Genomic DNA, 14,417 nt, shown 5'->3' on the forward strand with positions numbered 1-14,417 from the left:
GACCAGTCAGCTAATGGATAGGAGGTTCAATGATCAGGCGCTTTGCTGGCAGAACGCGGGGAAAGTCCCGGATGGCGGGGGTGATGTGAAAAATGTCGTTTTTATTGTGTACAATTTTTTTGAAAAGTGTCTTAATCAGTCGCTCGCCGCAACTTTTCGTGCTTCGAAACGGTGCGGTCTCCTTTTTATCTGACTTCGGGAGGCGCGAGGTCTGACTGCTCTTTGCGGCCAGGCGCGCAGAATCAATGGGACGTTTGACTACACACGTTTTGGACGCTGCACACGGTTGCCCGGGCAGTTCGATCAAGGTCGAGCTGTACCGCGTTGAAGGTTCGCAACTGGAATTGGTCGCCAGTGCCGTGACCAACAGCGATGGCCGGGTCGATGCACCGCTGCTGCAAGGTGATGACTATCGTACCGGCGTTTATCAGGTTCAGTTCCATGCGGGCGATTACTACCGCGCCCGTGGCGTGCAACTGCCGGAACCGGCGTTTCTGGACGTGGTGGTGCTGCGTTTCGGCATCTCTGCCGAACAGGATCACTACCACGTGCCATTGCTGATCTCGCCTTACAGCTATTCCACGTATCGGGGCAGCTGACCCCCAAGCAGCTGCCCCCACCGGGAAGCGACTGCGCATATAGCTTCTTTGGTCTTTCGCCCGCTCACACTGCGGGCTTTTTTTCGTCTGTTGAATGGGGGCCGGGGTGACTCTCTATTGGATTTTCGTGAGATTTATGTGGCTGGGCGATCACCGCTGAACGTATCCGGATGATGATCCGATAAGGTCTCGCTTTCGCCGGCGAGACGCGGGCGCTTGCCTGGGCCTGACTCGTCTGCCTGCGATTCCTCGGCCAGTCGTCGATTATTCGTCGGCGTATGCTCGGCAGCGCTTGTGGCGTCCGCTACTTTGCGGCGCCAGCGATTTGTTCCGGGAATCTGTTCAACCCGTTCGCCGGAAGGTTTCAGTTCGCTGGCAAAAGTCTGCTGATACTCACCCTCGGCGTTTTTGCCGACCATGACGGTGCCTTCAGCCGTATCGACATAGGTTTTGCGGTGCTTGTCATAGCGGATACCCTGCGCTGACGCCGCCGGGTCTGATAGCCGCGCGGCGAGATGAGGCGCGAGAGCGCTGGGTGTTTTCGCGGATGCGCGCGCGGTGATGGCCGCAGGAGAAAGGCTTGCTGGCGAGTCCGCCGAAAGCCAGGCCGGCAGTTCAAAGCGCCACGATGACTGACCGCTGATCTTATGCAAAAAAGGTCCGGGCAAGTCCGGTGTGAAGTCGAAAGGCACTTGATAGCGGCCATCCTGTTGGCGTTCAACCAGAAAATGGCCCTCGTTTTCGATATAGGCATACGTCTTGCCATCCGGACTGATGAACAGATCGCTATCGGTCGTCAGTGCCCGCAACAGATGCACTTGATCCGCCGGCCAGGTAATCGATCGCCGAGCGTTATCCGGCGTTGGCCACGACGTTGGGGGCCTATTGCTGACGGAAACCGCCGAGACCGGGTTGTTTTCGTCTGTACTTTCGCGAACGCGTGCAAAGGGCTGATCTGCTGCGGGAAAGACGGAGTCAGTGCTGCCGGCAATTCTGTGAGTGCCGTCAAGCGTCTCAGTCACAGGCCGCGCAGGGGGCGTGGACGAGTCAGGTGAAACGGTGCCAGGGAGTTTTTTCTGTGTTTTGGCCATTCTTTTTCGCTCGATATTCGTGATTGGTCCGGGTTACGCACTGCACGTCGCAGTGCGCCTGAAACAGGTGTGCCTGCCGCTGAACGTCAGCCCTCTCTCACAATGAAGAGCAACGTCTGTTGTGCAGAGACTGGCTGCGTACCGCCGACCAGATAGACGACCTTGCCGGGCTCGAGCATCTGCCGCCATTTCGAGGTCTCGAGCCTTTTCCTGAACCCTTCGCCGTTCAGTTCCGAAGCCGGATCCACCGCTCGATAAAGGGTGCCGTCGGCCGCACTGGGGCGAAATCTGAGGACGAATACGGCATCCAGGTTTTCCCGCTTGAAGATCAATGCGTCCTCGCTGAACATGCGGCTGGTGCGATCGACCGTATAACCGCTGTGTTCGAGGAGGTCGCTGAACATCGCGCGCAAACTGGCGCCCGGCGTGTCCAGCGCGTCGCGCCATTGCTGGTGAAATCGGCTGGTATCGAAATCGAGTCGCTGGAAGGCTTCGCCGGACGGCAGCGGGAGCACAAGGTTGTGCCCCAGCAGATCGACGCTGGGCTGTGCCGGCAGGATGGGCAGCAGCAACAATGGGTCGGCCAGTTCAGGCCTCGGTGCGGTCGAGGTGGTTCTGTTTTCCCAGTGATACAGCGTGTCGAAGACAATGCGCAGGCCATCACCGTTGATGACTTCGGATTGATTCGCCTGATTGAACACGGTTCTGGCGATAGCATTCGACGACTGCTGCGACAAATCCAGAAAGGTTTTACCGACATACCCGGTCAGCGATCCCTCAAACGGGCGTTGCTCCACGATTGCCCAGGCATCATTGGTCTTAACCGCCCATTTTGGTTGCAGAGACAGGTCGGTCTGCAACATTTGCTCGAAGGCGTCGTATCGGCCAGGGGTGAAGAGCGGGTTTTCCAGATAGACGAGCAGCGTATCGGCCTGCATCCGCTGCGGCACGATCACATAGTACAGACCGTCTATTTCGATAGAGTCATTCCACTCCGGTTTGCTGGTTTTGCCCCAGCTTCTCCAGGCTCCGGTCGAGGGCTGTGCATCAGGTGTAAGGCCGGACGACGGACGTGCCAGCGTGGGTTGTTGAGGGGCGGACAGGCGCGCACGTTTGCTGGGCCCCGGCAACTGCTCGTCGTCCGGTCGGGTTCGCCAGCGTTTGCTTCCTGGAATCTGCTCGACCCGCGCGCCGAGCGAGTTGCGCTCATGGGCGGAGGCTTGCTGATAGCCGCCCTCCGGATGTTTGCGCACCATAAAGGTTGTGCCGTCTTCCATGTCGACATAGGTGGCTTTGCGTTTGTCATAGCGCATGCCGTCCCAAGTGGTTTGCGCGTTGGTCAGCCAGGCCGCCTGATCGGCGGGCAAAGGGCGTGGCGGCGAAGGATTTGCCGCTGTCTCGACACTCACCGCCGCGGGCACGGGCCGAGCGGATGGCGCGGGGCGCCAGTAGGCTTGGCCCTCGACTTGCGTGAGCAGCGGACCCGCTTCGCCGAGGCCCTCTGGCCAGTGCATGCGGTAGCGGCCATCGGCTTGACGGTCGACGCGAAAGTAGCCTTCGTCGGCGATGTGGGCATAGGTATCGCCGTCCGGGCTTTCGTACAACCCGCGGGGATTGCTGATTGCGCGCAACAAGTGAGCGTTTTTGGCCGGCCAGGTGATTGCGCGCATATTGGCTTCCAGCAACGCGGCGACAGTCTCGGGCAAATTGCTGATGGTGACCCCTGGCGGCTGCTGGTTTGCGTTTGGCGAAGGATTCCCGGCGTCAGAGTGAGGGGCGCGAATGATCGAACCTATCGGGTCGGAACCGCCGGTATGCGGAAGATGCCCGGCAGGCTCATGAGTAACGATTCGGGTAACCTCCACAGACGTGTCGGGTGCAGAGGTGATAGGAATTTTTTTCGGTGGTTTGGCCATACAGGTTTTCTCTTCAATTGGACTGCTGCAGCGCAGTGGGCGAGTGAGGCAGTGGACGCTCGGTCTACGGTCATCCCTCTCTCACCATGAACAGCGTCGGTTTGCCCGGGGCGATCTCTTGCGTGCCGCCCACCAGGTATACGATCTGGTTCTGCGCCAGATGGGTGGTCAATGTCTGTCGGGACACGTGGCTGAGTTTTGCCAGGAAGGCCGGGCTGGACATTTCCGCGCCGGGCACGCTGTAACGGGCAATCGTGCTGCCAGTGACGCGTGGCAGTTTCAGGACGAATATCGCGGCGACGCCTTCGCGGTGAAACAGCAAGGCGCCTTCGCTCATCGCCCGCGGGGTCGTATTGATGACGTAACCGTTCTGCCGCAGGACTGTGCTGAATAACGTGCGCAGGCTGGCACCCGTCGGGGCCGCTGCGTAGGTGCCCCATTCGAGAGGGAACTGTTGCGGGTCAAAGTCGATTCGCTGCAAAAAACGGGGAGAGGGCGCGGGCAAAGAAAGCACGCCTCCCGGCACCATGGTGAACGGCTGAACAGGCAGGGGCGGTAGCATCAGCAGCGGATCCATGAGCCCGCGCATAGGCGCTTCGTTGTTGATGCGATCCATCCAGTGGCGAAAGGTCAGGGTCATCACCGAAAGGCCATGCCCGGTCACCGTGCCCAAGGGGTGACTCTGGTCGAACACGGCGCGCGCCAGGTTGCTCTGCGAGTGATCGGAGAGGTATTTGAACGAATTGGCGACGTACTGCTTGAGAGGCATTTCAAACGGGAAATGGTTCTCCAGCACCCTCCATTGGCCATCGCGGTGTAGCGCCCATTTCGGCTGGCGCGAGGGCTCAAGGCGAAGCATCTGTTCAAACGCGTCGTAGCGCCCGGGCGCAAAGCCTGGGTGTTGCAAATAGACCAGGCCCGTAACGGGGTGGATGCCTTGATCCACGATTGGGTAATGTGCACCCTCTATTTCGATGGAGGCGCCCGATTCCGGAGGGGTGTTTTTGCCCCAGTTGCGCCATTGCCCGGCCGACAGATCCAGTGCATCCGGTTGCCGGGACAGAAGACTTTCCACGAGTATCCCGGCTTCTTCTGCCGCGCTGGTTTGCTCGTCCAGACGTGGTCGTTTGCTGGGACCTGGCGTAGGTTCATTCGCCTCGACGAGCACCGGATCAGCGTCCACAGGCGAACGGTTCGGCGCTACCTGGCGCCAGCGTTTCGACCCCGGAATCTGTTCGACCCGTTCGCCGGTCGGGCTCAATTCGCCGGGATGGGTTTGCTGATAACTGCCATCCGGGTGTTTGCGTACCATCACCGTGCCGTGCTCCAGATCGACATAGGTTTTTTTGTGCTTGTCGTAACGGATCCCCTCCGCCGAGCTGTCGGCACTGGTCAGCAGAGCTGCCAGTGCCGGATCGATGAACGTGGCGGGACGCAGATCCGTTCCGATGGCTGAGTCGATGGCAGGTGTCGCCTGGCTGGCGTCCGGATGGCGTGGGTCGCCCTCTGCAGACGCCCGCCGTGCAGGCACGTGAGGTTCGGGTTCAGGCATCTGGCTGATGATGACGCTCGAGTGCCGGCCGGGTACGTCGGCCCCGCTTCCTGTCGAGGTCCCGGGTGTCGGCTCGGTGCCGGTCAGCGCCGGCACCGAGTGCCGGGTATCGCCGTGGCTGCCACCCGGTGGCTCGGTCACGGGTCGGGTGGGGTTCGCAGTGTTATCGGGCTGAGGTGAAAGCGGAATTTTCTTGGGCGATTTCGCCATTGCGATGCTCCTGTGAAGTACGGGTTCTTCAAAGGGCTAATGCTGGGGAATCGGGGGAGGTGGCGTGCGGTATATATGTCTTGCACTGACGGCAAATGATGCAAGTCGTTACGAAGTGAACGCCTTGATGCGCCAAGGCAGAGGCTGCCCTCGCCGACAGAGCGGCGAGGGCAACTGTGGCTGTCAGCGCTCTCTGAGGATAAAGACCGCCTCCGGGTTCGATTCGACTTTCATCACCCCGCCAATCAGCCAGACAACCTTGCCTTTTACCGCAGCGGTGCTCAGGGCGGTATAGGCCTCGCTGCCGATTCGGGCAGATAAACCCGGATCAGCCAGCTCGTTGCCAGGCGTATGGGACAGACCGATATGCTCGACCGTGCCCAGTTTCAGAAAAAACACCTCGTCATGATTGCTCCGCCTGAAGACCAGCGTCGGCTTGCGATGGTCGTGGGTCAGGGGAAAAACGTCATAGCTGCTGCGAATCAGCAAGGCGCCGACCAGACGCCTGAGGTTCAGATCGGTCGGCTCCTTCTTGTAGTTCTTCCATTCGAATGGAAAATGCTGCGGGTCAAACATCAGTCGCTGCAGATCGCCTTCGACCTGCGGGTGCAACGGAATGACTTTTTTTCCCGAGACCTCGATGGAGTTCGCCACCGGCAGCATGTTCAGCGGGTCGGCAAACGCCGGTGTTGTGGGGAAGGGCTTCTGGTTCCATTGACTCAAGACATTCTGAATGTTGCTCAGTCCGGTGCCGGTGACGGTGGGTGAATCATCCGACAGTTCGAACAGTCGGCGGGCGACGGCTCTTGCCGTGAAATCGGAGAAGTCGATAAAGGTCTCGGCGACGGACTGGGTCAACGGCTTCTCGAAAAGGCGCTTGCCGGGGCGAACTTCTCCCGGCTCGGTGCCGATGCGGAAAGTGGCGACCGGCTGGAGTTCCGGGGCCGTTTGCAGCATCCGCTCAAAGCCAGCGAAGTGTGTGGGCGCAAATTCCGGGTGCTGCAAGTAGTACACCTTGGGCAGGCGATGGGGTGCGGACCCGACAGGTACGATTGAATAGTGCAGCCAGCCGAGCTGGATGGATTCGCCAGTGGTGGGCTGATGCAGATGGCCCCATGGCAACCAGAAGTAAGGCGTTTGCTCAGCCATGATGGCGCTGTTTGCGGCTGTCGGAGCCTCAGGTTCTTGCGGGTCGTCAAGCCGTGCACGCTTGCTCGGGCCAGGCGTCGGTTCGTCAGCGGTGCGAGTGGGTTCGGCAGTGTCCAGGGCCTTGCGTCGCCAGAGTTTCGTTCCGGCAACGGCTTCAAGTTCGGGGCCGGAAGGAGAGAGTTCGCTGGCGGACGTCTCGCGGTAGGCGCCATCGCTGTTCTTGCGCACCATTACCGTGCCGTCTGCCGTGTCGACATAGGTTTTCTTGTGCTTGTCGTAGCGGACTCCGTCGGATGACAGGTCGGCCTTGGTCAATGCCGCTGCCAAATGAGGGGCTAAGTAGGTCGGCGGTTTTGGCGTTATGGAAACCGCTGCTGTCGGCGACGATTGCCAGCCCGGCCGCTCGATGCGCCAGCGTGGCTGACCTTCAACTTTGGTCAAAATCGGGCCGGGCACTCCGGGTGCAAAGGACAGAGGCACGTGGTAAACACCGCGTTCATTGAGCTCAACCAGAAAGCGGCCTTCGTTGCCTATTTCCGCATAGGTGCGCAGGTCTGGTCCTCTGAACAGTCCGGTCTCTGCTCCCAGAGCGACCAATTCGTTGTAGCGACTTTGTGGCCAGGCAATTTCACTGCGGGCGAATCCATAGGTATCAATGCTGTGACCGGGCAGATTGCTCACGATAACGTTAGGCTGTTCAACCACCGGGATCTGTGACTGACGCGCTGAATGGCCTGGTGTCGGGTCACCGTCAGGCAGATGCAGATCCGGGAATCGGTGACCGGAGGGAAGATCAACGCCAGTTCGGGTGGTGGGCGTCGACGCGTCGCCTGCGGAAGATTTCGGAATTTTTTTGGGCGATTTGGCCATGAACGGATACTCCATTTGATGAACGTTTCATCACATTTTTGACGCGCACTTGAGTGCAGCCCCGACAGGGTCGGGGCTGGGAAAGTTGAAAAGCTGTTGGTTTGTCAGAGTGCGCTGGATTTACACAGTTGTAAGTCGAGCGGGTTAAGAGACAGGCACCGAATCAAAGGCGATTATTGATTCTTGAAGCGGTGTCAGTTGTGGTTTGGGTAGCTGATGATTACACCGGCCGGAAATATCGAGATGTGATCTGTTAATGATGTTGGTTATATAGGGCTTGGTGGCCCAACGTCGTTTTGGAAAGCTGTAGCTCAGTTCAAAGGTCGGGTAATTTTTGAGGGTGGCATTTCTCACCGGCAGTTCCAGTTCAGCCACTTGAGAATAAACTCCCGAGAGCGCCACGGAAGGTCCTGGTGGTTCAACGAAGTATCGAGCGTCGACGCCTGTGATGGTAATCAGGTCGAATGACAGGTCGACCGTTTTAATGATCCCGTTTTCGACAATGACATGCACGGTGTCGATTATGTCTTCACTGCCGTATTCCGGAAGATGGATTGTGCAAGTGCCGATACGGAGTTTGTTGTTTTCAAGTTTGATCTCGACATTGCCCAACGCTGTGGCATCCAGTTCCCAGGTGGACGAATGCGGCAATCTGACACTCGCACTGGCCAAACCACCTGGTGTCGCGATTTTGAGGTTCATGTTGGCAGCGAGGTGAAGAATGTAGGTCCCGCCTTGACCTTCCAGACATTCCAACGCGGTTTGCTCGGAAAGGGGGGAGAAATTGATGCAGGCACCCCGGGAACTTAATGTGTAAGCCTCGTTTTCGGGCAGATCGAGAGGCGGCCAGCTCGCACGGTAGTTTGACGGGAAAGGTTGCAGGAGTTTCCATCGCGCATAGCCGTCCGTAGAGTAGTCATCCTTAGTGGGCGGTATGATTTTTGCGATTCGGGGACTGGTCATCAAGCCATCATTGAATACGAGCACGTACTTCTGCTGGACGCCCTCGGCAAGTACTTCGAGGAAGCGTTCCATCTTGTCGGTGCCGTACAAAGCAACGTCAAAACTCGAAAACGTAGAGAACGTCAGCTTTTTTTCGCCGAAGTGATAGGTCAGATTGGTCAAGCCATGAAGGCAGTTGGTCTTGACCCCCATTCCGCAAGCGAGCTCTACGTTGGTAATTTCGTTGCTGGCGTAGTCCAGATAGATTTTTATACTTTCCTCTGTGCGTTTGATTGATTCAAAGAAAACAGGGTGTTCATTGCGCGGGATGTAATAAGTCGCATAGTTTTTGTGTTTGATTTTGCAAACGCCGGAATAGACGAAGATCGGTTGTAAAGGAGTGCCATGCTTTAAGATAGTCGCTTCCAGAGTCACATATCCAAGTCTGTGTACCGACTCAGGAAAGTCAGGCACGAGGTAGAATTGGTCCTTGGTAAAAAAAGTTATTTTTTTGTTTTTTATACGAAGTTCGCCGTCTTTTTGTTCGTAGACGTTCGCAATGACTAACTTGGTTTTCTCATAGCTGTCAGCGTTTAGCATCAATATCAGTGAGCCGTCCTCCATCACGATAAAGTGGTCGATCAACTCCATTCTGAAATTCAGCACAATCACACTGTCCTCTTCTCCGTCTTCGAAGATAGAAAGTGTGCCCGGTACTTTGTCAATAAAATATTCATCCACACCGGCTGCGCCCCAGGCTGACGCACCCGCTTGCAGCAAATGAATCTGATCGTTGCCAGCCCCCGCCCGGATGATGTCGTTGCCTCGCGCCTTGATGACATTGCGCTCATCGGTCCCGGTCACTGTGCTGGATGTACCGGCGACGGTTTCGACATTCTCGATGCTCTCGAGGGTACTGTGCGCACTACGCTTCAACTCTTTTCCGGTGGCTCGATCCAAAACGATTGCTTCGATCGTGCCGGCGGCTAAATCAATGTTGTAGCGGGCCACAGGTTTGTACCAATGACGGTTTTTCTGTTCAACCTTGCCCAGAATCAGCGAATCGTTGCCCGCACCACCCCGTAATGTCCAGCGATCAGCCAGTTCCTCTTCCGGATCGCTGACAACTGCACCCTGGAATACGAAGTGGTCGTCCTTCTCGCCGCCGGTCAGTTGTTTTTTCCCCGCATTGAAATAGAAAGCGTTCGGTTTTTTTTCCACCCCTTGTATGGCGTCATCACCGCCGCCCATGAACCACACGACACCTTTGTTTTCTCCCGCGGTGCCTATTTCTGCGCCGGGGGTCTTGTCCGTTACGCCTTCGCGGGCGTCAATGGTGTCGTTTCCGTCTTTTATCTTTGGTGAAGAAACGCTGTCCCAGTGCCATTCCTTGGTCCACCAATTCTGCTTCTGGATGGGTGTTGTCTCCAGTTCCACATCGAAGCTGCCATTTACAATGGCCTCGGTGGTGTCCTTCAATTGCCCCTCCAGCAATTTTTTCGCCGTTTCCTTCAATTGCTTGCCGTGATCGATTTTGGCTTTGGCGAGCAGAAACCGATTCTGAACGTCGGTCGCTGGTCCTTGCAGGCAGAACGCGAGAAATCCGGTCTCCCAACGCTCGGCAATGGAGAGTTCGATGTAATCATCGATGTCATCCACCGCACGTACCGCGCCATACACCTGAGACCCGATTGCCAGCATGACCCCCGCTATAAGACCCACCGGGCCAGCGGAGGAGAAACCGGCCATTGCTGCGGCGCCAAGGATCACGGTCATGGCGGCACTGGTGATGCTCAGAGCACCACTGACGTAGTGATCCAGGGCTTGCTTGCCAGTGGTGTTTTCAGCTGCGGTGAAGGATCTGATCGCCGTGAAGATATCGAACGGCAACGTCAGCGCTCCCCCGATCAGACCTCCGGAACGGCTCAGCCTGACGGCGAATCGGGTCTTGGCGAAATCCTTGAAAGCATGTTGCCCGGCCTTGATCATGCGCGAGGCCTCATGCGTAACGGTCACGTCAACAGCAATGGAGCCGACTTCGCTTACTATCCCCGTGCCATTGATAACCGCTTCATGGACGTTATCGGCTTTGATAGCCTCGTATACGCCCCGTATGCCCATGAATATCCCGAAGCTCTGAATCCCTACACTGGAGCCGAGTGCGGAATAGCTTTTTACCTTCTGAACCCAGACCGGGGTGTTTTTTGGCAAGGAGGCGTGACGCAAATCCAGCTTGTGCGCTGCATTCAACAGCTTCTCGAGTTTTCCGCGCAGGCTGGCCGCATCTTCCGTGGCTTGAAGATTCTCCCTGATCATGCGCGGAGACGTTAATGGTCGCCGACTGGCGATGTCGAACAGCAGATTTGGCAGCAGATAACTGTCTCTGCCACTGGCCGCTTTCATATGGGTTTCGATGTCGGTCAAACTGAATTGCAAAGAATTGACGAAAGAGCGCTTGGGTACTCGAAAGAAGGTGTTGTCACCGTTCAGGGGCTGGCCGTCGATTCTTGCACCCAGCGCATCGAGAGCTACCCGAGTCACCGAAACCTGGCCAATTTCAAGTGGCCCGAAAAGCTTGTCGTTGAGATTCAGTTGGCTGGTGTAGGTTTTACTTGATGTATCGGTAGCGTTATTTCTCGCTGTTTTCAGATCGAGAGTGGACTCCGTGCGCGCATTGGCAGGCTGAGGGCCAATATCGTTAATGACAACGGAGTCGTGCTGTATTTCAGGCTCTTGTATAAGAGTGGCCATTTGAACATCCTTGTTCGGCGAAATATATATTGAGTGGCGTGGCTATACTACTGTTGATTTTTGACTGGTGTATATCGCCGGGTTGTTGCGATGTATTGCATTTGTAAGAATCAATCGGTAAGTGGAAGTAACAATAAGGTGTGAGATAAGTTTCAGGGTTCTCTTGCCGTGACAAGGCCAGGCTGCGAGTTTTGCCTTTGTTTCCTGGTCTCGATCGGGTAAGAGACCGTATTGCGAAGCGGAGGGGTGGATGTTGTTGCTTGTATTCGTGGCTTGGGCAACATATCACTGCACAAAGTTTTGTTGCGCTGGTGACTTATAATAAGGTTTTTCGAAGTGTTCCTGGTAGTCGCCAAGCGCCACTGTTCGCCAAAGTGTACGGAGTGATAAAAATAGCCATGCCGGCTGCAATTGTTTTGCAATCAGAATGGCTATTTAACAACATCATCAGTAAGTTTGCCGTAACTTGTCAGTGGCTGCTAATCAAAGAAGCGGCTCCCGCTCCCCCGAACAATCCGGCACTGATGCGATTGAACCAGCTCTGGCCTTTACCGCTGCGCAGATAGCGCGCTGCACCATGGGCGCCGAGGCCGTAGGCGAGTTTGCATAGCAGGTCCAGCACGGTCCAGGTCGCGATCATCACCAACAGTTGCGGCAGTAAGGGTTGTTCGGCGCTAAGGAATTGCGGCAGGAATGCAGCGAAGAACAGGATGTCCTTCGGATTGCTCGCGCCAAGCACAAAAGCACGGCCAAACAGCGCGCGGAAACGCGGTACCGGCGCTGCTTGCGGCACTTCAGCGCCTGTGGAGGGCTGACGCGATTGCTGCCAGCTCTGCCAGGCGAGGTAGAACAGATAGAGCGCACCGACAATTTTCAGCGCGCTGAAGAGTTTTTCCGAGGCGAGGAGCAGGGCGCCCAGACCCAGCGCGGAGGCGCTGAGCAAACAGATCGAGGCAAAGACACCGCCGAGAAACGCCGGGTATGAACGACGCAGACCGTAATTCAGACTGTTGCTGATCATCAGCAATGACAGTGGCCCCGGAATGAGGATCACCACCAGTGCAGCGCCGCTGAACAGCAGCCAGGTTTCCAGACTCATCACTTTGCTCCTTCTTTTTGTGGGTATTACGAGTGCGCAAAAGCCCCACCCGCGAGGGTGAGGCTGATTTGAAGCGGAACCGCGTAGCGCTTACAGGAAGATGAACTTGGCGATGAAGATCGCGCAGAGCACCCACAAGCTCACGGAAATCTCTTTGTACTTACCGGTGCCGGCTTTCAGCGCCACGTAAGTAATGAAGCCCAGCGCGATGCCGTCGGCGACCGAGAAGGTCAGCGGCATCATGATTGCGGTGACGATGGCCGGAATGGCGTCGGTGGCTTCATCCCATTCGATATGGGCCATGCCGCCCATCATCAGCATCGCAACGTAGATCAATGCACCGGCGGTGGCGTAAGCCGGAATCATGCCGGCCAGCGGTGCGAAAAACATTGCCGCTATAAATAGCACACCTACGGTGACTGCGGTAAGACCAGTCCGACCACCAGCGGCCACGCCGGCAGCACTTTCCACATAGCTGGTTACTGGCGGAACGCCCACCACCGCGCCGAATACGCTGGATGCGCTGTCGGCTTTCATCGCGCGGGACAGGTTTTCGATACGGCCGTCAGCGTTGACCAGATTGGCGCGCTGGGCCACGCCCATCAGGGTCCCGGCGGTGTCGAACATGTGCACAAAGAGGAAGGCCAGCACCACGCTGATCATGCTGACGTTGAATACACCGGCCACGTTCATGGCCATGAAGGTCGGCGCCAGACTAGGCGGGGTCGACATGATCCCTTCGTAATGCACGATGCCCAGGCCCCAACCGGCGAGGGTCACGGTGATGATGCTGATGAGGATCGCGCCGAACACCTTGTGGTAGCTGAGGATTGCGATCATCAGGAAGCAGATCGCGGCGAGCAGTGGGCCGGGTTCGCGTAGAGAGCCGAGTTTGATCAGCGTGGCCGGGCTGTCGACGACAATGCCGGCGGTTTTCAGGCCGATCAGTCCGAGGAACAGGCCGACACCGGCACCCATCGCGAAGCGCAGACTGACCGGAATACTGTTGAGCAACCATTCGCGAATCCGCGAGAAGGTCAGGATCATGAACAACACACCGGAAACGAACACCGCACCGAGCGCGGTTTCCCAGTTATAGCCCATGGTGCCGACCACGGTGTAAGTAAAGAACGCGTTGAGGCCCATGCCCGGTGCCAGACCCACCGGCCAGTTGGCGTACAGGCCCATCAACAGGCAGCCCAGCGCGGCGGCGATACAGGTGGCGACGAAGGCCGCACCGTGGTCAATCCCGGCATCGGCCATGATGTTCGGGTTGACGAAGATGATGTAGGCCATGGTGATGAAGGTTGTCAGACCGGCAATCAGCTCGGTCTTCACCGTGGTGCCATGCAAGCTGAGTTTGAAGATGCGCTCCAGCAGGCCATTGCGTAACGGCGGCGAGAGGTCCAGCGTCGATGCTTCGGATTTGCGGCTTTCCACAGCGAGTACTCCTCAAGAGTTTTATTGTTATTTCCAGGGCCGGACCCATGAGGGGTGGCAGCGGCCCTTTGAGGCATACGCGAATTTGTTGACCATGCGGTCAGGAACTCGCACGCTGTGGATTATGCTTTTGTGTACAAATAAAGCAAATATTGTTTTTGGTTTTGTTTACGAAAGGTCCGTCGATAGGGATATATCGCCTTCGAGGGCCTCATCGCTGGCAAGCCAGCTCCCACAAATTTGAGTCGTTCTGCACATCTGATTGCATCGCCAACCATTGTGGGAACTGACTTGCCAGCGATGAGGCCAGATCAATCAGTCGAGAACCGTCTGACTGTTCCCCAGCGCCAGATTCACCGCCAGCCAGCCATTCACCGCCGCCTCCCCAGCCTCGGTAAATACCCGCTCCAGCAACTTCACCTGCTCACGCCGCAACGCCTGTTCAAACTTCGCTCCTTCGGCCGTTAATTCCAGCAGGCGCTTACGCTTGTCAGCCTGCGATGCCACGCTGTCGACCAGATGCATTTCCTGCAACTGGCGCAGCGGCATGTTCAGCGCTTGCTTGCTCACCCCGAGCAAAGCCAGCAACTCCTTGACGCTCAAATTCGGATAACGGGCGATGAAAAACACGATCCGCTGATGCACTCGTGACAAGCCGCGGCGCTCAAGCATTTCATCAGCCTTGGCGGTGAAGGCCTGATAGCCGAAGAAAAACGCTTCCATGGCCTGTTGCTGACTACTGGGACTTTTAAGGTCAAGCATGTTGACGTACTCGCTCAAGTTGTCGTAATTTAAGTC

At 57.0% G+C, this 14,417-nt stretch carries 9 protein-coding genes; 1 reads left to right on the forward strand and 8 read right to left on the reverse strand.

Annotated elements, in window-relative coordinates; translation table 11 throughout:
- Positions 1–245: 245 nt before the first annotated feature.
- On the forward strand, positions 246–599 hold the full coding sequence (uraH, locus tag ACVVH8_RS09085; RefSeq protein WP_008080901.1) for a hydroxyisourate hydrolase: 354 nt from the start codon (positions 246–248) through the stop codon (positions 597–599).
- A 134-nt stretch (positions 600–733) separates the two neighbouring features.
- Here uraH and ACVVH8_RS09090 read toward each other — a convergent pair whose 3' ends face one another.
- The 8 genes from ACVVH8_RS09090 to ACVVH8_RS09125 all read right to left on the reverse strand — a co-directional run bounded on the left by ACVVH8_RS09090 (position 734) and on the right by ACVVH8_RS09125 (position 14,381).
- Positions 734–1,690, reverse strand: a complete 957-nt coding sequence (locus ACVVH8_RS09090; RefSeq protein WP_475229579.1) for a hypothetical protein — start codon at positions 1,688–1,690, stop codon at positions 734–736.
- An 86-nt stretch (positions 1,691–1,776) separates the two neighbouring features.
- On the reverse strand, positions 1,777–3,606 hold the full coding sequence (locus tag ACVVH8_RS09095) for a hypothetical protein (RefSeq protein WP_475229582.1): 1,830 nt from the start codon (positions 3,604–3,606) through the stop codon (positions 1,777–1,779).
- A 70-nt stretch (positions 3,607–3,676) separates the two neighbouring features.
- The gene (locus tag ACVVH8_RS09100; protein WP_475229584.1) at positions 3,677–5,368 is read right to left on the reverse strand and encodes a hypothetical protein; all 1,692 of its coding nucleotides are present in this window, start codon (positions 5,366–5,368) and stop codon (positions 3,677–3,679) included.
- A gap of 183 nt (positions 5,369–5,551) precedes the next feature.
- Positions 5,552–7,387 (reverse strand): hypothetical protein, encoded by a 1,836-nt coding sequence (locus tag ACVVH8_RS09105; RefSeq protein ID WP_475229587.1) that lies wholly within the window; start codon positions 7,385–7,387, stop codon positions 5,552–5,554.
- Between the two features lie 144 nt (positions 7,388–7,531).
- On the reverse strand, positions 7,532–11,080 hold the full coding sequence (locus ACVVH8_RS09110; protein WP_475229589.1) for a calcium-binding protein: 3,549 nt from the start codon (positions 11,078–11,080) through the stop codon (positions 7,532–7,534).
- Between the two features lie 469 nt (positions 11,081–11,549).
- A complete protein-coding gene (locus ACVVH8_RS09115; RefSeq protein WP_475229591.1) occupies positions 11,550–12,179 on the reverse strand; it encodes a LysE family translocator in 630 nt (209 codons plus the stop codon).
- Positions 12,180–12,269: 90 nt separating this feature from the next.
- Positions 12,270–13,619 carry an NCS2 family permease gene (locus ACVVH8_RS09120; protein ID WP_475229594.1) on the reverse strand — a complete coding sequence of 450 codons (1,350 nt, stop codon included), beginning with the start codon at positions 13,617–13,619 and terminating at the stop codon, positions 12,270–12,272.
- A gap of 315 nt (positions 13,620–13,934) precedes the next feature.
- Positions 13,935–14,381 (reverse strand): MarR family winged helix-turn-helix transcriptional regulator, encoded by a 447-nt coding sequence (locus ACVVH8_RS09125; protein ID WP_475229597.1) that lies wholly within the window; start codon positions 14,379–14,381, stop codon positions 13,935–13,937.
- Between the last annotated feature and the right edge of the window lie 36 nt (positions 14,382–14,417).

This window comes from Pseudomonas trutticola BRTCR10, assembly GCF_056155105.1.

Coding starts and splice junctions, on each gene's coding strand:
- uraH (WP_008080901.1), top strand. CDS start 246: ATGGGACGTTTGACTACACACGTTTTGGACGCTGCACACGGTTGCCCG.
- ACVVH8_RS09090 (WP_475229579.1), bottom strand. CDS start 1,690: ATGGCCAAAACACAGAAAAAACTCCCTGGCACCGTTTCACCTGACTCG.
- ACVVH8_RS09095 (WP_475229582.1), bottom strand. CDS start 3,606: ATGGCCAAACCACCGAAAAAAATTCCTATCACCTCTGCACCCGACACG.
- ACVVH8_RS09100 (WP_475229584.1), bottom strand. CDS start 5,368: ATGGCGAAATCGCCCAAGAAAATTCCGCTTTCACCTCAGCCCGATAAC.
- ACVVH8_RS09105 (WP_475229587.1), bottom strand. CDS start 7,387: ATGGCCAAATCGCCCAAAAAAATTCCGAAATCTTCCGCAGGCGACGCG.
- ACVVH8_RS09110 (WP_475229589.1), bottom strand. CDS start 11,080: ATGGCCACTCTTATACAAGAGCCTGAAATACAGCACGACTCCGTTGTC.
- ACVVH8_RS09115 (WP_475229591.1), bottom strand. CDS start 12,179: ATGAGTCTGGAAACCTGGCTGCTGTTCAGCGGCGCTGCACTGGTGGTG.
- ACVVH8_RS09125 (WP_475229597.1), bottom strand. CDS start 14,381: ATGCTTGACCTTAAAAGTCCCAGTAGTCAGCAACAGGCCATGGAAGCG.